Origin of the sequence: Nocardia sp. NPDC051833 (genome assembly GCF_040681225.1) — a bacterium.
Taxonomy (GTDB): Bacteria; Actinomycetota; Actinomycetes; order Mycobacteriales; family Mycobacteriaceae; genus Nocardia.
In genome coordinates this window covers 2,117,396-2,131,732 of record NZ_JBFAYK010000001.1, presented here as the reverse complement: position 1 = coordinate 2,131,732, position 14,337 = coordinate 2,117,396, and the positions used below count along the sequence as shown (strand labels likewise).

The window sequence follows — 14,337 nt, the reverse complement described above, 5'->3', positions numbered from 1 at the left end:
ACCCGCGATGGCCGAACCGCTTTTCCCCGGTGGCCCCGACGTTCCCGGCGTTCCCGCCATCCTCCCGACGGCCTCCCCGTGCCCGGTGGTCGAGGCCAGGGCGTGCATGCGGCTGTCGACGAACGAGGCGTGGCTGGTCGACAACGGCCGGGTGATCTTCGGCCCGACGCCGATTTCGCACGGGATGGCCGGATACGAAACTCCGCCCGCCGTCACCCGGATTTCCTTCAAGCGGGAATTCCACTGGAGCACGATGCACAACGCGCCGATGCGCTGGGCCACCTTCTTCAACGGTGACATGGCATTCCATGTCGGCCCGGTCAATTCGAAGTCGCACGGTTGTGTGCGGATGACCGAGGACGGCGCCCACCGCTTCTTCGACTACCTGAACCCCGGCGACATCACCCAGGTCATCGACTGAGCAACGCCCGAACGAACGAACATGGGTAACTCACCGGGCACGGGCTGACCCGACCCGGTGAACCGCCGCCGCCCGCCGACGCTCACGCCCCCCGCGCTTTAGTCTGGCCTGAATACGCGGAGAGGCGGAACAGCAGTGCGTAAGTGGTTGATCGGTGGGGCCGCGGCGGTCGCGCTGCTGCTGGTGGTCGTCGCCGGGCTGTACGTGCTCATGAACTCGCGGACCTACCAGCTGACCGGCCGCTTGGTCGATCGCGTCGACACCGACGAGAAGCTGGTCGCCCTGACGTTCGACGACGGGCCGACCGAACGCACCCCCGAGATCCTGCGCACGCTCGCCGAATTGCGGGTCCCGGCGACCTTCTACCTGATCGGCGACGATCTGGCCGCCCAGCCCGACTACGGTGTCGCGATCGCGGCGGCGGGCCACGAGATCGGCAACCACTCGTACTCGCACCGCCGCATGGTGCTGATCTCCGGTGACACGGTGCGCGCGGAGATCGAGCGCACCGACGCCGAGATCCGCCGCACCGGCTACCAGGGCCCGATCACCTTCCGCCCGCCCTACGGCAAGAAGCTCTGGGCGCTGCCGAGCTATCTCGCCGAGCACGACCGCACCACGGTCACCTGGGATGTCGAACCCGATTCCGCGGGCGGCGCCACCCGCGCCGCCATCGTCGACGACACCCTGGCGCAGACGAAACCCGGCTCGATCGTGCTGCTGCACGTCATGCACGGCCGCGAATCCGCCGCCGCGCTCCCGGAGATCGTGTCCGGCCTGCGGGCGCGCGGCTACGACTTCACCACCGTGTCCGACCTGCTGCGGCGAGCGCCCGCCTAGCCGGGCGGAGCGGCGGAGCGGTGATAGCTCGCCTGGGCCGCCCGGACGGTGTCCATGTTGGTCTCCAGGACCACGATCAGTGATTCCAGGCGTTCGGCCACCTGCGCGCCGAGCTCGGTGAGCGTGTATTCCACGCGGGGCGGGATGGCCTCGAGTACCTCGCGATGCACCATCCCGTCGCGTTCGAGCCCCTGCAGGGTCTGCGACAGCATCCGTTCGCTCACGCCGTCGACCCGCCTGCGCAGCGCGCTGAACCGGTAGGGGCCTTCGCGTAGCGCCACCAGGGCCAGCACGCCCCATCGGCCTGCGACATTCTGCAGCACCGGCCGCGACTCGCAATTGCGCGCGAAGACGTCGGCTTCCAGCGCCTGATCGTCGTCGGTCGACGAGGGCTGCGTGCTCATACCGCCGATCGTACCGCTCTTGACCAGAGTGCTTGCGGAATGCATAGTGCTTACTAATAGTTAGTACTAGAAAATCGGAACCAACCCTGGAGGTAGATCATGACTGTCGCGGTGACCGGAGCGAGTGGACAGCTGGGCAGGCTCGTCGTGGAAGCCCTGCTGGCGGCGGGCGAACAGCCGGTGGCGATCGTGCGCGATCCCGCCAAGGTCGCCGACCTGGCCGAACGTGGCGCGCAGGTCCGGCAGGCGAGCTACGACGACCCCGCCGCGCTCGACGCCGCGCTGGCCGGCGTCGACCGGGTGCTGCTGGTCTCCGGCAACGAATTCGGTGCCAGGGTCGCCCAGCACACCACTGTCCTCCGGGCCGCCGAGCGCGCCGGTGTCCGGCTGCTCGCCTACACCAGCATTCCCGTCGCGGACGGCAACCGGATGATCCTCGCGCAGGAGCACCGCGGCACGGAGGAAGTACTCGCCACCGCGTCGATCCCGACCGTCCTGCTGCGCAACAGCTGGTACTGGGAGAACTACGCGGCGGGCGCCGCGCATGCCACGCAGACCGGGGTGCTGGCAGGCGCCTCGGGTGCGGGCAAGGTCTCCGGCGCTCCGCGCGCCGACTACGCGCAGGCGGCGGCGGTCGTGCTCACCACCGACGGCCACGAGGGCCGCGTCTACGAGCTCGGCGGTGACGAGGCCCTGAGCGGCGCCGACATCGCCGCCGTGCTCACCGAGGTCTCCGGCTCCCCGGTGCGCTATGAGAATCTCGCCGAAGCCGACTACGCGGCCGTCCTCGGTCAGGCGGGCCTGCCCGCGCCGGTGGCCGCGGCGCTGGCCGACGCCGACTCGGGCATCGCCGACGGCCTGCTCGAGGTCCGCACGGGTGATCTGGCCAAGCTCCTCGGCCGCCCGGTGACCCCGCCCGCCGAGGCGTTCCGCGCCATCCTCGGCTGATTTCCGGGGGTGGGCCGACGGGGAGCCGTGTGGCAGAGTTCGGGTGTGGCTACCGAAACTCCCCGTCGACGCACGCACTCCTACCTGAGCGGGCTGCTGTTCGTGATGGGCGTCCTGCACTTCGTCGCGCCGAAGCCCTTCGACGGCATCGTGCCGCCGCAGCTGCCCGGCAACCCGCGGACCTACACCTACGGTTCCGGGGTCGCCGAGCTCGGCGTGGCGACGGCGCTCGCGGTGCCGCGCACCCGTCGCCTCGGCGGCTGGCTGGCCGCGGCGCTGTTCATCGGCGTCTTCCCGGCGAACATCCAGATGGCCGTCGACGTGGTGGGCAACCCGAAGGCGCCCGGCCTGTTCAAGGCAGGCGTGCTGGCGCGGCTGCCGCTGCAGATCCCGATGATCGTGGCCGCGCTGCGCGTGGCGCGCCGCTGATCACACCCACTGCACCAGCTGGATGACGATCCCGTTCGGGTCGGTCAGCTGGAAGTAGCGCTCGCCCCACTCCTCGGTCTCGATGGGCGTCTCGATCGGGACGCCCGCGGTGCGCAGACGCTCGTATTCGGCGTCGATGTCGTCGACGACGAACACCACCAGCGTGCCGTCGCCCGCGCTGCCCGCGATGCGCGCCGGCTTGAACGTGCTCAGGCCGGTGCGCAGGTAGATGACGTTCATCCCGGCATCGGGTCGCTGGAGCGAGACGAACCCGTCGGCGGCCATCTGCTCGGTGAAGCCGAGGTGGTCGATCAGGAAGGTCGCCGAGGCCTGCGGGTCGGCGACATTGAGCGAGATGGCGGAGCCGGTGATCTGCATGGGTTCTCCTCGGTGTTGAACTCCGTACGTTGTACGCCTTTAACGATGGCGAGGAGGTCGCCGGTTTCGCTGTATGACCTGCGTCACATGGTCAGAAGCTGTCGCGGTCGATCCGCAGCGTGGTGATGGTGGCGGCCAGACCCTCGTACTGGTTGATCAGCAGCACGATCTCGATGAGCAGCCGCTCGTCGTAGTGGGCGGCGAGCCCGGCCCACGCGGCGTCGTCGACATCGCGGCCGGTCACCAGCTGGTCGACGACCGTGAGCAGCGCCCGCTGCCGTGGCGTCCAGCCCTCCGCGTCCGGTCCGGCGGCGACCCGGTCGATCTCCACGGCCGTCAGCCCGGCCCTGCGGCCGAGACGGCGATGATGGTCGGTCTCGTAGTCGCAGGCGCGCAGATGCGCGACCCGCAGGATGACCAGCTCCGCCTCGGCGCGCGGCAGCCGCCCGCCCGGCATGAGCTTGCCGGAAAAGTGCAGCCAGCCGCGGAACAGCCCGCCGGTGCGCCCGAGCGTGCTGAACAGGTGCGCGTCGTCGGTGCCCGACGCGCGGGAAAGCACTTGCCAGACAACCCAGTTGATCGGTCCGAGTTCGGCGAACCGTCCCGGGGAAACCCGTGGTAGGGGCGCTGGATCCATCACATCTCCACCTGTCTGCTCGTGCTCGCCCGGCCGGTTCGCAGCGTACTCGCCGGTACGGGATCCTGACGGCGACTGCGGTAGTCGTGCCGGTTTTCTTTGGTTTCCAGTGGTTTTCGCAACAGTTGCGCGTCATGATCGGTGGGTACCGCAGCGCGCAGCGGCGGTGTGAGGTCGCAGCACTGGTAGGGGAACATCGGAATGCTGGTTCGGATCAGGCCGGATGCGGAGCTCACCGGCGCCGAGCGGGAGTTCGTGGATTGCCTGCGCGCCTATCCGAGCACGGGGCTCGCGCTGGTGGATTGCCGGGTGGGCGATCGCAGGCTCGGCGCGGTGGTCGTGACGCCACGGGGGATCACGGTCATCGAGGTGAAGGGCTTCCGGCGACGGCAGAGCGGCCTGCTCGCGGTCTCGGCGGCGGGCGAGTGGACGATCAGCGACAGCCCGCTCGACCTGGACGCCGACCCCTCGGGCGGCCTCACCGACCGGCTCGAACACGGGATCCACGCCGTGCGCGTCGCGCTCGAGCAGGCGCTGCAGGACAGCAGGCATGTCAGCGGCGCGGTGGTGATGGTGCCGTACCGGGGCGTGGTCGTACGGCCGGCGCGCACCGCGCTGCGACCGGGGCTGGACGTGCTGGTCGCCAATACCGTCGACGCGCACGAGTTGCGGGTCTACCTCGAGGGCTTCTCCGCCGGGCCCCCGGCCTGGACCATCGACCGGGTGCTCACCACCTGCACCGCGCTGGGCGTCGGCACCCTGACACCGCCGCGCGCCGAGCTGGCCGCCGACGGTTTCGCGGGCAGCCGCCCCGCGCCGACGCCGCTCCCGCCGCAGCCGCGCAGGTTCACCGAACCGATCCAGCCGCCGCCGCCCGCCCAGCCTGCCGAGCGCGGGAAGCTGGTCGGGCTGATCCTGTTCGCCGTGGCCGTGCTCGGGGTGTTCGTGGTGTTCCTGGTGGTCGGCCAGGCCCTGCTGCGGGACTCGCCGCAGCCGCGCCCCAGCTCGGACACCTCGCAGAGCACGACCAGGGCGCCGTCCTCGACGCCGGCCAGTCAGCGGCCGGTCGAGTGCTGGCCGTTCCAGAACGGCTGCTGAGCGCTCAATCCCGCACGGCGCGACCGAGTTTGGTGAAGGCGATCGCCTGCTCGGCGCGCACCCGGACATGCGCGCGGGAGGAATCGATGTGCGCGGTGAGGGTGTGCAGGGCCGCCTCGCCCGCGCCGGCCAGGACCTGTTCGGCGATGGTGATGTGCTCGGCCGTCATCGCCGCGACCCGCTCGGCGGTCGGCACGTCCATGGTGCGGACCGGGCGCACCCGCACATAGACCGCGGTGAGCGCGTCGGCGAGGGCCGAATTGCCCGCTGCCCGCAGTAGTTCGGTGTGGAATCGCTCGTCGGCCGCCACCAGCTCCGGCCCCGGTTCCGGTGGGGTGTCCCGGTACTCGCGCCAGCGTTCCAGTTCCGCGCGCACGGCGGGCAGATCGTGCGAGGCGGGACTGTGCGGCTGAACCGAGTCGGCGGCATCGATGCGCTGGAAACCACGGGCCTCCAGCACTATTCGTAGCTCGTAGAGCTCGTCCAGCTCGGCAAGGCGCGGCCGGTACAGATAGAGCCCGTCCTGGTGGCGCTGGATCAGCCCGTCGGCCTGGAGCCGGGCCAGCGCCTCGCGCACCGGAGTGCGCGAGACGCCGTACCGCTGGGCCAGCCGTTCGGCGCGTAGTCGTTCGGTCGGCGGGACGGTCCCGGTGGCGAGGTCGTCGCGCAGCGCCAGGTAGACGCGCTCGGCCAGAGACACCCGCCCCCTGCGGTTCATGGCCTGCGGTCAGATCGCCATCGCCGCGCGGACCGCGGATTCCGCACCGGCACCGCCCTCGCCCGACGAGCCGAGATGCCCCGAATGCAGCACGTAGTAGTGCTGCGCGGCCTGCAGCGCGAAGCCGATGTGCTGCTCCACCAGCAGCACGCTGAGGCCACCGCGCTGGGTGAGATCGATGATGGTGCGCTCGATCTCGGCCACCACCGAGGGCTGGATGCCCTCGGTCGGCTCGTCGAGGATGAGCAGCTTGGGCTCGGTGATCAGGGCGCGGGCGATGGCCAGCTGCTGGCGCTGACCGCCGGAGAGCAGCCCGGCCTTGCGGGTCAGCAGCTCACGCAGGGCGGGGAACAGTTCCAGCGATTCCTCGATCAGCGCCTTGCCGCGCTTGCGCCCGTCGGCGACCACCTGCAGGTTCTCGGCTGTGGTCAGCTGGGGAAAACTCTGCTGCCCCTGTGGCACGTAGGCGATGCCGCGCTTGACCCGCTGCGACGGGGACAGCTTGGTGATCTTGTCGCCGTCGAAGGTGATCGTGCCCGACTTGGTCGGCAGCAGGCCGACCGCGGTGCGCAGCAGCGTCGTCTTGCCCGCGCCGTTGTGGCCCATGATGGCGACCACGCTGTCGTCCGGAACGGTCAGGCTGACGCCGTGGATCACCTCGGTGCGCCCGTAGCCCGAGTGGATGTCGTGTAGTTCAAGCATCGGCCGACTCCTTGTTCGTCGCGTCCCCGGCCAGTGCCGCGGTGCCGAGGTAGACCTCCTGCACCTTCGGATCGGCCTGCACCTCTTCGACACTGCCCTCGCTGAGCACCTTGCCGCCCGCGAGGACGGTGACCGAGGTGGCGAAGGAGCGCATGAAGTCCATGTCGTGCTCGACGACGACCACCACGCGGTCACCGCCGATGCGGCGCAACAGGTTTCCGGTCTCCTCGCGCTCCTCGGCGCTCATGCCCGCGACGGGTTCGTCGAGCAGCAGCACCGAGGCGTTCTGCACCAGCAGCATGCCGATCTCGAGCCACTGCTTCTGCCCGTGTGCCAGCACCCCGGCGGGCTTGTCCCGCAGCGCGGTGAGACCCGTTGTCTCCAGGGCCTCTTCGATGCTCGGCAGCACCGACTTGCGCGCCCGCAGCAGCGACAGCGGCGAACGGCCCGCACCCGCCGCGATATCCAGGTTCTGCAGCACACTGAGCTGCTCGAACACGCTCGCGGTCTGGAACGTCCTGCCGACGCCGAGCCGCGCGATCTGGTGCACCTTCTTGCCGAGCAGCTCGGTGCCCGACTTCTGGGCCGAGCCGGTGGCGGGCACCAGGCCGGTGATGGCGTCGATGAGCGTGGTCTTGCCCGCGCCGTTGGGACCGATCAGGAACCGCAGGTCGCCCTGCAGCACCGTCAGATCGACATCGGTGACCGCCTTGAATCCGTCGAAACTCACCGAGAGGCCACGGATTTCGAGGTAGTCGCTGTCCATGCCCGCGTTGCCGCCCGCTTTGGGCTCGTGTGTGGTCATCGCGCTTCCACCTTCTCCTCGGTGACGACGGCGGGTTCGGCCGGCGCCGGTGCGGGTGCGGGTTCCGGTTTCCGGCTCTGCCACCAGCCCTTGAACAGCGGCCACAGCCCGGCGAGCCCGGCGGGGATGAACCCGACGACCACGATGAACAGCACGCCCTGCAGGTAGGTCCAGCCCGACGGGAACGACTCCGAGAGCGAGGTCTGCGCCCAGGCGACGCCGATCGCGCCGAGGACCGGGCCGAGCAGCGTGGTGCGGCCACCGATCGCGACCCCGATGAGGAACGCGATGGACGGGACGACACCGATGTCGGCGGGGGAGATGATGCCGACGATCGGGGTGAACAGCGCACCCGCGATACCGGCCAGGAACGCCGCCACCACGTAGGCGACGATCTTGATGTTGGCCGGGTCGTAGCCGAGGAAGCGCACCCGCTCCTCCGCGTCGCGCACCGCGACCAGCAGTTCGCCGTAGCGGCTGCGGTTGAGCTGGCGGATCAGCGCGACGACCAGCAGCAGCGTGCCGGCGGCGATGAAGAACAGCATCTGTCGGTTGGCCGGGTCGGAGAGCCGGAACCCGAAGAAGGACCGGAAGTCCGACAGGCCGGTGAAGCCGCCGATGGCCTGCTGACCGGTGAGCAGGATGGCCAGTGCCGCGGCCAGCGCCTGGCTCAGGATGGCGAAGTACGCGCCACGCACCCGGCGCTTGAACACGCCGTAGCCGAGCACGGCGGCCACCAGCGCGGGCAGCACCAGGATGGCGAGGATGGCCACCGGCGCCGAGGTGAACGGCTGCCAGAACCCCGGCAGTTCGCTGATGCCGGAGATCTCCATGAACTCCGGGACGTCGTTGCCGAGGCGAGCGGCGTCGGCGAGCTGCATGTGCATGGCCATGATGTAGGCGCCGATGCCGAAGAACACGCCCTGGCCGAGGGTGAGCATTCCGCCACGGCCCCAGGCCAATCCGATGCCCGCCGCCACGATGGCGAAGCAGAGGAACTTGGCGAGCAGGTTCAGGCGGAAGTCGCTCAGGACCGCCGGGGCCACCGCGAACAGGAGGAAGGCGGCGATGGCGAAGCCGGCGAGCGGGGTCAGCCGGGGGTACGCCCGGAGGCGTTCGGTGAGTGCGGTCATGCCAGGCTCCTCGTCCGCACGGTGAACAGGCCCTGCGGGCGGACCTGCAGGAAGATGACGATCAGCACGAACACGATGACCTTCGCGATGGACGCGGTGGTCGAGTATTCGATGAACGAGTTGAGCAGGCCGAGCGCGAACGCCGCGATCACCGTGCCCTTGATCTGGCCGAGGCCACCGATGACGACAACCAGGAACGCGTCGATCAGATAGCTCTGGCCGATGGTCGGGCTGGTCGAGCCGATCAGGGTCAGCGCCACACCGGCGACACCGGCCAGGCCGGACCCGATGAAGAACGTGCTGATGTCGGTGAATCGCGAAGAGATACCCGATGTTTCGGCCAGGCCGCGGTTCTGCACGACGGCGCGGATGCGACGACCCATCGGGGTGGTCTTGAGCACGGCGGCCAGCGCGGTCACCGCGACGATCGCCAGCACCAGGATGAAGATGCGGGTCTTGGGCACCACCGCGCCCGCGATGGTGATACCGCCGCTGAGCCATTCGGGCACCAGCACGTTCTTGGCGGGCGCGCCGAAGATGTCACGCGCGGCCTGTTGCAGCACGAGACCGACACCGAAGGTGACCAGCAGCGTGTCCAGCGGACGGTCGTACATGTAGCGGATCAGGCCCATTTCCAGGGCGGCGCCGAGCAGGCCGCCGATCAGGAAGCCCATGAACAACGAGACGACCAGCGAGACGCCCGCCGACGAGAAGACCTGCTGCACAACGTAGGTGGTGTAACAGCCGGCCATGATGAATTCGCCGTGCGCCATGTTGATGACGCCCATCTGACCGAAGGTCAGCGACAGACCGAGGGCGGCGAGCAGAAGAATCGATCCCAGGCTCAACCCCGTGAAGAGCTGGCCGATCAGCACGTCCATTGCAGCGGACTCCTTGGAAATGGGGCGGTGTGGGACGCGCCGAGGACGGCGCGTCCCACACCTGTCGGGCTACTTACTTGAGGCCCTTGGCCCAGTCGTAGGACTTCAGGTACGGGTCCGGGGTGATCGCCTTGCCGGAGTCCCACACCGTGTAGATCAGGCCGTCCGGGCGGATCTCGCCGATCCGGGCGGTCTTGGTGATGTGGTGGTTGGAGCCGTCGATGGTGACGGTGCCCTCGGGGGCTTCGAAGCTGACGCCGTCAGCGGCGGCCTGCACGTCGGCCACGGCGAATGACTTGGCCTTCTCGACGGTGTTCTTCCACAGGAAGACCGAGGCGTAGGCGGCTTCCATCGGGTCCGAGGTGGGCTTGTCGGCGCCGAAGGCGGCCTTGTAGTCGGCGACGAACTTCTTGTTCACCGGGGTGTCGACGGTCTGGTAGTAGTTCCAGGCGGTCAGCTGGCCCGCGATGTTCTGCGCGCCGATGCCGGCGACCTCTTCCTCGGCGATCGACACCGAGACCACCGGCATCTCGGCGGCCTTCAGGCCCGCGTTGGTGTACTCGCGGAAGAAGGCGACGTTGGAGTCACCGTTCAGAGTGTTGAAGACCGCGCCCGCCTTGGCATTACGGACCTTGTTGACGATGGTGGAGAAGTCGGTCGAGCCGAGCGGGGTGTAGTCCTCGCCCTTGATCTCGATGCCGTTGGCCGCGGCGTAGGCCTTGATCTCGCGGTTGGCGGTCTGCGGGAAGACGTAGTCCGAGCCGACCAGGTAGAGGGACTTGATGCCCTTCTGCTTCAGGTAGTCCAGCGCGGGGATGATCTGCTGGTTGGTGGTGGCGCCGGTGTAGAAGATGTTCTTGCTGTCTTCCAGGCCCTCGTACTGCACGGGGTAGTAGAGCAGCGAGTTCAGGCTCTCGAACTTGGGCTTCATGGCCTTGCGGCTCGACGAGGTCCAGCCGCCGAACACCGCGGCGACACAGTCGGAGCTGATCAGCTTCTCCGCCTTCTCGGCGAAGGTCTTCGGGTCGGAGGCGCCGTCTTCGAGGACGATCTCGATCTTCTTGCCGAGCACACCGCCCGCGGCGTTGATCTGGTCGATCGCCAGCTTGGTCGAATTGGCCACGGTGACTTCGGAAATGGCCATGGTGCCGGACAGCGAGTGCAGCGAGCCGACCTTGATGGTGTCCTTGGTGGTGTCGACGCACGAGGCGGCGGTCGAGCCGGACGACGCGTCGTCACGGGCACCGCAACCGGTGAGCAACAGGCCGGTGACGGCCACCGCGGCGGGCACCGCGAGTGCCTTGGCCAAACGGGATCGATACATGGGGCGGTTCTCCTCATCAGGTGTAACGGCGGCGCCACACGCGCCACAACGAACACCACCGCGGTCTGCCCCGGTGACTGGATGTACACCGAGTTGTATACAGCGGCTGTATTCGTGAGCGGAACAGTAGAGGGAACTTGTTGCACCGGAATATCTCTCGGTCACGTGTCCGTTTCGTCTGTTTCATCCATGTGAACAATTGCTCGGCGGCGGGTGCGGGCGGCTGCGCGCCTACGGTTGCGTAGGGACGCCACGGTGCGGCACGCTTCGAATTCGTACGACGTCGAACAGCCGGAACACGCGGCACTCGGGCCGTGTGTGGTCAGTCGAGGAGGCGCCACGTGGGGCACTACAAGGCGAACGTTCGGGACATCGAGTTCAACCTGTTCGAGGTGCTCAACCTCGACAAGCTCTTGGATACCGGCGCCTACGGCGACCTGGATTCCGAGACGGTGCGCCAGATTCTCGCCGAGGTCGAACGGCTGGCCGAGGGGCCGATCGCGGACTCGTTCGCCGACGCCGACCGGCACCCCGTGGTCTTCCATCCGGACACCTTCGACATCTCCGTGCCCGAACCGTTACGCAAGACGGTGGCCGCGGTGCAGGAGGCGGGATGGTTCCGTCTCGGCATGCCGGAGGGCATGGACGGCACCGCCGCCCCGAACGTACTGATGTGGGCGATCAACGAGCTCGTCATCTGCGCCAATCCGGCGGCCAGCTTCTTCAACATGGGCCCGCTGATGGGCTCGGTGCTCTACGAGGTCGGGACCGAGGAGCAGAAGCGCTGGGCGCGGGGCGGATTCGAGCGCGGCTGGCAGGGCACCATGGTGCTCACCGAGCCCGACGCCGGGTCCGACGTCGGCGCGGGCCGGACCAAGGCCGTGCCGCAGCCCGACGGATCGTGGCACATCGAGGGCGTGAAGCGGTTCATCTCCGGTGGTGACGTGGGTGAGATCGCGGAGAACGTCTTCCATCTGGTGCTCGCCCGGCCGGAGGGCGCCGGTCCCGGCACCAAGGGGTTGTCGCTGTTCTACGTGCCGAAGTTCCTCTTCGATCCCGAGACGTTCGATCTCGGTGACCGCAACGGCGTGTACGTGACCGGGGTCGAGCACAAGATGGGGATCAAGTCCTCGCCGACCTGTGAGCTCACCTTCGGTGGCACCGCGGTGCCCGCCAAGGGCTGGCTCGTCGGCGACGTGCACAACGGCATCGCGCAGATGTTCAAGGTGATCGAGAACGCGCGGATGACCGTCGGCGTGAAGTCGTCCGGGACGTTGTCCACGGGGTACCTGAACGCGCTGGAGTACGCCAAGACCCGCGTGCAGGGCGCGGACCTGACGCAGATGGCGGACAAGGCGGCGCCGCGCGTCACCATCACCCATCACCCCGATGTGCGGCGGTCGCTGGCCATGCAGAAGGCGTACGCCGAAGGATTGCGCGCGGTGTATCTGTATACCGCCGCGCATCAGAACGAGGACGTGGCACAGCTCGTCTCCGGCGCCGACGCGGAGCTGGCGCACCGGGTGGACGACCTGCTGCTGCCGATCGTCAAGGGCGTCGGCTCGGAGCGGGCGTATCAGTTGCTCACCGAATCACTGCAGACCTTCGGTGGCTCCGGCTATCTGCAGGACTATCCGATCGAGCAGTACATCCGCGACGCCAAGATCGACTCGCTCTACGAGGGCACCACCGCGATCCAGGCCCAGGACTTCTTCTTCCGCAAGATCATTCGCGATCGCGGCGCCGCGCTGGGGCACGTGAACGCGCAGATCACCGCCTACCTCGACAGCGACACCGGCCGCTTCGCCACCGAGCGCGCCCTGCTGCGCACCGCCCAGGCCGACATCGGCGCGATGGCGTCCACCCTCACCGGCTACGCCATGGCGGGCCAGACCGACCCCACCGAGCTCTACAAGGTCGGCCTCGGCTCGGTCCGCTTCCTGATGTCGGTCGGCGACCTGCTCATCGCCTGGCGCCTGCTCGTCCAGGCCGACATCGCCGCCGCGGCCCTCGCCGCCGACACCGCCCCCAAGGACCGCCCCTTCTACCAGGGCAAAGTAGCCGCGGCGAGCTTCTTCGCCAAGAACGTCCTCCCCGAACTCACCGCCACCAGAAACATCCTCGCCACCCTCGACAACGACATCATGTCCATCCCGGAGGAGGCCTTCTGACCTACTTGATCAGGTAGGGGGAGACCGAGCTGCGGTGTTCGCTGATGTCGAGGGCTTTGCCGAGTGGGGGGAAGGCGCGCTGGGGGCAGTTGGAGCGGACGCAGACGCGGCAGCCCGCGCCGATCGGGGTGGCGGTGGCTTCGCCGAGGTCGATGCCGTCGGCGTAGACGACGCGGCCCGCGTGGCGGAGTTCGCAGCCGAGGCCGATGGCGAAGGTCTTACTGGGCTGGCCGTAGCGGGTGGCGCGGCGTTCGACGGTGCGCGCGACCCAGAGGTATTTGCGGCCGTCGGGCATCTGGGCGATCTGGGTCATGATCTTGCCGGGGTAGGCGAAGGTCTCGTAGACGTTCCAGAGCGGGCAGGTGCCGCCGCTGGCGGAGAAGTGGAAACCGGTGGCGGACTGGCGTTTCGACATGTTGCCCGCGCGGTCGACGCGGACGAAGGAGAACGGCACGCCGCGCAGGCTCGGCCGCTGTAGCGTCGAGAGCCGGTGGCAGATGGTCTCGTAACTCTGCGAGAAGAAGGCCGACAGGCGCTCGATGTCGTAGCGGAAGTCCTCGGCCACCTCGTGGAAGTGGGTGTAGGGCAACACCGTCGCCGCGGCGAAGTAGTTGGCCAGGCCGAGCATGGCCAGCTTGCGCGAGGCCTCGGAGGCGAAATTGCCCTCCTCGACCAGCTTGTCGAGCAGCGGCCCGCACTCGAGATAGGCCAGTTCGGCGGCGAGCTTGAAGGTGCGCTGTCCGCCGGACAGGTGCGGGGAGATCTCGAGCTGCTTGGTCTCGGGGTCGTAGTGGTGCAGCACGCCCTCGCCGAGGTCGATCCGCTCGACGATCCGCACGCCGTGCGCGCGCAGCAGCCGCACGATCTCGGTGCTCACCTCGCCGCCGTGGAACCGGATGCGCGTGGTGAGGTCCTCGGCCGCGGTGTCGAGTTCGTCGATGTAGTTCTGGCGCTGGTAGAAGTAGTCGCGCACTTCTTCGTGCGGCTTGCTGATCGCGGCGCTGCCGGAACCGTCGGAGAACCGGTCCTCGGTGGCGGCGGCCAGCTGGGCGCTGGTGTTGCGGTACCGGTTGTGCATGGCGACCAGGGCGCGCGCCATGCTCGGATGCGCCGAGACCATGTCGGCGATCTCCTGGGTGTCGGCCTCGATGCCGAGTTCGGCGTCCATCACGACTTCCTGCAACTCGGCGATGAGCCGGGTGTCGTCGTGGGCGGAGAAGAAGGCCGGATCGACGCCGAAGACCTCGTTGATCCGCTTGAGCACGGGCACCGTCAGCGGCCGCACGTCGTGCTCGATCTGGTTGAGATAGCTGGCCGAGATCTCCAGCTTCTGGGCCAGCGAGACCTGGCTCAGCCCGCGCTCGGTCCGCAGCTGGCGCAGCCGCGCACCGACATAGGTCTTGGCCATATGTCCAGTTTATGGGCGGTTTCGCAACCTTGCCAATGGA

General features: G+C 68.5%; 16 protein-coding genes. 6 read left to right on the top strand and 10 right to left on the bottom strand.

The window, feature by feature from the left end; genetic code table 11:
* Positions 1-7: 7 nt before the first annotated feature.
* Both AB0L91_RS09510 and AB0L91_RS09505 read left to right on the top strand, forming a co-directional pair.
* Positions 8-421: a L,D-transpeptidase gene (locus tag AB0L91_RS09510; protein ID WP_355274273.1), complete on the top strand. Its 414-nt coding sequence runs from the start codon at positions 8-10 to the stop codon at positions 419-421.
* 135 nt (positions 422-556) lie between these two features.
* Positions 557-1,261: a polysaccharide deacetylase family protein gene (locus AB0L91_RS09505; protein ID WP_365008622.1), complete on the top strand. Its 705-nt coding sequence runs from the start codon at positions 557-559 to the stop codon at positions 1,259-1,261.
* On the opposite strand, the gene AB0L91_RS09500 is transcribed toward AB0L91_RS09505, so the two are convergent.
* Positions 1,258-1,665, bottom strand: a complete 408-nt coding sequence (locus tag AB0L91_RS09500) for a helix-turn-helix domain-containing protein (protein ID WP_365008620.1) — start codon at positions 1,663-1,665, stop codon at positions 1,258-1,260. The two genes, AB0L91_RS09505 and AB0L91_RS09500, sit on opposite strands and share 4 nt — an antisense overlap.
* A 99-nt stretch (positions 1,666-1,764) precedes the next feature.
* Here AB0L91_RS09500 and AB0L91_RS09495 point away from each other — a divergent pair, with 99 nt between their 5' ends.
* Together AB0L91_RS09495 and AB0L91_RS09490 are read left to right on the top strand one after the other, a co-directional pair.
* Entirely contained in the window at positions 1,765-2,613 is an 849-nt protein-coding gene (locus tag AB0L91_RS09495) for an SDR family oxidoreductase (protein ID WP_365008618.1), read from the top strand.
* A gap of 105 nt (positions 2,614-2,718) precedes the next feature.
* Positions 2,719-3,042 (top strand): hypothetical protein, encoded by a 324-nt coding sequence (locus AB0L91_RS09490; RefSeq protein WP_365011231.1) that lies wholly within the window; start codon positions 2,719-2,721, stop codon positions 3,040-3,042.
* Here AB0L91_RS09490 and AB0L91_RS09485 read toward each other — a convergent pair whose 3' ends face one another.
* Together AB0L91_RS09485 and AB0L91_RS09480 are read right to left on the bottom strand one after the other, a co-directional pair.
* Positions 3,043-3,420, bottom strand: coding sequence for a VOC family protein (locus AB0L91_RS09485; RefSeq protein ID WP_357342415.1), 378 nt, complete (start codon positions 3,418-3,420; stop codon positions 3,043-3,045).
* Between the two features lie 91 nt (positions 3,421-3,511).
* The gene (locus AB0L91_RS09480; RefSeq protein WP_365008616.1) at positions 3,512-4,057 is read right to left on the bottom strand and encodes a carboxymuconolactone decarboxylase family protein; all 546 of its coding nucleotides are present in this window, start codon (positions 4,055-4,057) and stop codon (positions 3,512-3,514) included.
* A gap of 201 nt (positions 4,058-4,258) precedes the next feature.
* On the opposite strand from AB0L91_RS09480, the gene AB0L91_RS09475 reads away from it, so the two are divergent.
* Positions 4,259-5,155, top strand: coding sequence for a nuclease-related domain-containing protein (locus tag AB0L91_RS09475; RefSeq protein ID WP_357342417.1), 897 nt, complete (start codon positions 4,259-4,261; stop codon positions 5,153-5,155).
* A 4-nt stretch (positions 5,156-5,159) separates the two neighbouring features.
* Here the strand turns inward: AB0L91_RS09475 and AB0L91_RS09470 are convergent, their stop codons facing one another.
* From AB0L91_RS09470 to urtA, 6 genes are all read right to left on the bottom strand, one after another.
* Positions 5,160-5,873: a GntR family transcriptional regulator gene (locus tag AB0L91_RS09470; protein WP_357342418.1), complete on the bottom strand. Its 714-nt coding sequence runs from the start codon at positions 5,871-5,873 to the stop codon at positions 5,160-5,162.
* 9 nt (positions 5,874-5,882) lie between these two features.
* Positions 5,883-6,575: an urea ABC transporter ATP-binding subunit UrtE gene (urtE, locus tag AB0L91_RS09465; protein ID WP_189025293.1), complete on the bottom strand. Its 693-nt coding sequence runs from the start codon at positions 6,573-6,575 to the stop codon at positions 5,883-5,885.
* Complete coding sequence (gene urtD, locus AB0L91_RS09460; RefSeq protein WP_365008613.1) at positions 6,568-7,380, bottom strand: urea ABC transporter ATP-binding protein UrtD; 813 nt, start codon at positions 7,378-7,380, stop codon at positions 6,568-6,570. The genes urtE and urtD overlap by 8 nt, the downstream gene beginning before the upstream one ends.
* Positions 7,377-8,513 carry an urea ABC transporter permease subunit UrtC gene (gene urtC / locus AB0L91_RS09455; RefSeq protein ID WP_365008610.1) on the bottom strand — a complete coding sequence of 379 codons (1,137 nt, stop codon included), beginning with the start codon at positions 8,511-8,513 and terminating at the stop codon, positions 7,377-7,379. Before urtC ends, urtD begins: the two co-directional genes overlap by 4 nt.
* Complete coding sequence (urtB, locus tag AB0L91_RS09450; RefSeq protein ID WP_357342424.1) at positions 8,510-9,394, bottom strand: urea ABC transporter permease subunit UrtB; 885 nt, start codon at positions 9,392-9,394, stop codon at positions 8,510-8,512. Before urtB ends, urtC begins: the two co-directional genes overlap by 4 nt.
* Positions 9,395-9,467: 73 nt before the next feature.
* On the bottom strand, positions 9,468-10,718 hold the full coding sequence (gene urtA / locus AB0L91_RS09445) for an urea ABC transporter substrate-binding protein (RefSeq protein ID WP_355274241.1): 1,251 nt from the start codon (positions 10,716-10,718) through the stop codon (positions 9,468-9,470).
* A gap of 341 nt (positions 10,719-11,059) precedes the next feature.
* Between urtA and AB0L91_RS09440 the strand changes: the two genes are divergently transcribed.
* A complete protein-coding gene (locus tag AB0L91_RS09440; RefSeq protein WP_365008606.1) occupies positions 11,060-12,889 on the top strand; it encodes an acyl-CoA dehydrogenase in 1,830 nt (609 codons plus the stop codon).
* A 1-nt stretch (position 12,890) separates the two neighbouring features.
* Here the strand turns inward: AB0L91_RS09440 and ramB are convergent, their stop codons facing one another.
* Complete coding sequence (gene ramB / locus AB0L91_RS09435; RefSeq protein ID WP_365008603.1) at positions 12,891-14,297, bottom strand: acetate metabolism transcriptional regulator RamB; 1,407 nt, start codon at positions 14,295-14,297, stop codon at positions 12,891-12,893.
* Positions 14,298-14,337: the final 40 nt, after the last annotated feature.

What these genes read in the sequence shown, in the direction of transcription:
- AB0L91_RS09510 (WP_355274273.1), top strand. Translation starts at nt 8, where the DNA reads ATGGCCGAACCGCTTTTCCCCGGTGGCCCCGACGTTCCCGGCGTTCCC.
- AB0L91_RS09500 (WP_365008620.1), bottom strand. Translation starts at nt 1,665, where the DNA reads ATGAGCACGCAGCCCTCGTCGACCGACGACGATCAGGCGCTGGAAGCC.
- AB0L91_RS09495 (WP_365008618.1), top strand. Translation starts at nt 1,765, where the DNA reads ATGACTGTCGCGGTGACCGGAGCGAGTGGACAGCTGGGCAGGCTCGTC.
- AB0L91_RS09490 (WP_365011231.1), top strand. Translation starts at nt 2,719, where the DNA reads ATGGGCGTCCTGCACTTCGTCGCGCCGAAGCCCTTCGACGGCATCGTG.
- AB0L91_RS09485 (WP_357342415.1), bottom strand. Translation starts at nt 3,420, where the DNA reads ATGCAGATCACCGGCTCCGCCATCTCGCTCAATGTCGCCGACCCGCAG.
- AB0L91_RS09480 (WP_365008616.1), bottom strand. Translation starts at nt 4,057, where the DNA reads ATGGATCCAGCGCCCCTACCACGGGTTTCCCCGGGACGGTTCGCCGAA.
- AB0L91_RS09475 (WP_357342417.1), top strand. Translation starts at nt 4,259, where the DNA reads ATGCTGGTTCGGATCAGGCCGGATGCGGAGCTCACCGGCGCCGAGCGG.
- AB0L91_RS09470 (WP_357342418.1), bottom strand. Translation starts at nt 5,873, where the DNA reads ATGAACCGCAGGGGGCGGGTGTCTCTGGCCGAGCGCGTCTACCTGGCG.
- urtE (WP_189025293.1), bottom strand. Translation starts at nt 6,575, where the DNA reads ATGCTTGAACTACACGACATCCACTCGGGCTACGGGCGCACCGAGGTG.
- urtD (WP_365008613.1), bottom strand. Translation starts at nt 7,380, where the DNA reads ATGACCACACACGAGCCCAAAGCGGGCGGCAACGCGGGCATGGACAGC.
- urtC (WP_365008610.1), bottom strand. Translation starts at nt 8,513, where the DNA reads ATGACCGCACTCACCGAACGCCTCCGGGCGTACCCCCGGCTGACCCCG.
- urtB (WP_357342424.1), bottom strand. Translation starts at nt 9,394, where the DNA reads ATGGACGTGCTGATCGGCCAGCTCTTCACGGGGTTGAGCCTGGGATCG.
- urtA (WP_355274241.1), bottom strand. Translation starts at nt 10,718, where the DNA reads ATGTATCGATCCCGTTTGGCCAAGGCACTCGCGGTGCCCGCCGCGGTG.
- ramB (WP_365008603.1), bottom strand. Translation starts at nt 14,297, where the DNA reads ATGGCCAAGACCTATGTCGGTGCGCGGCTGCGCCAGCTGCGGACCGAG.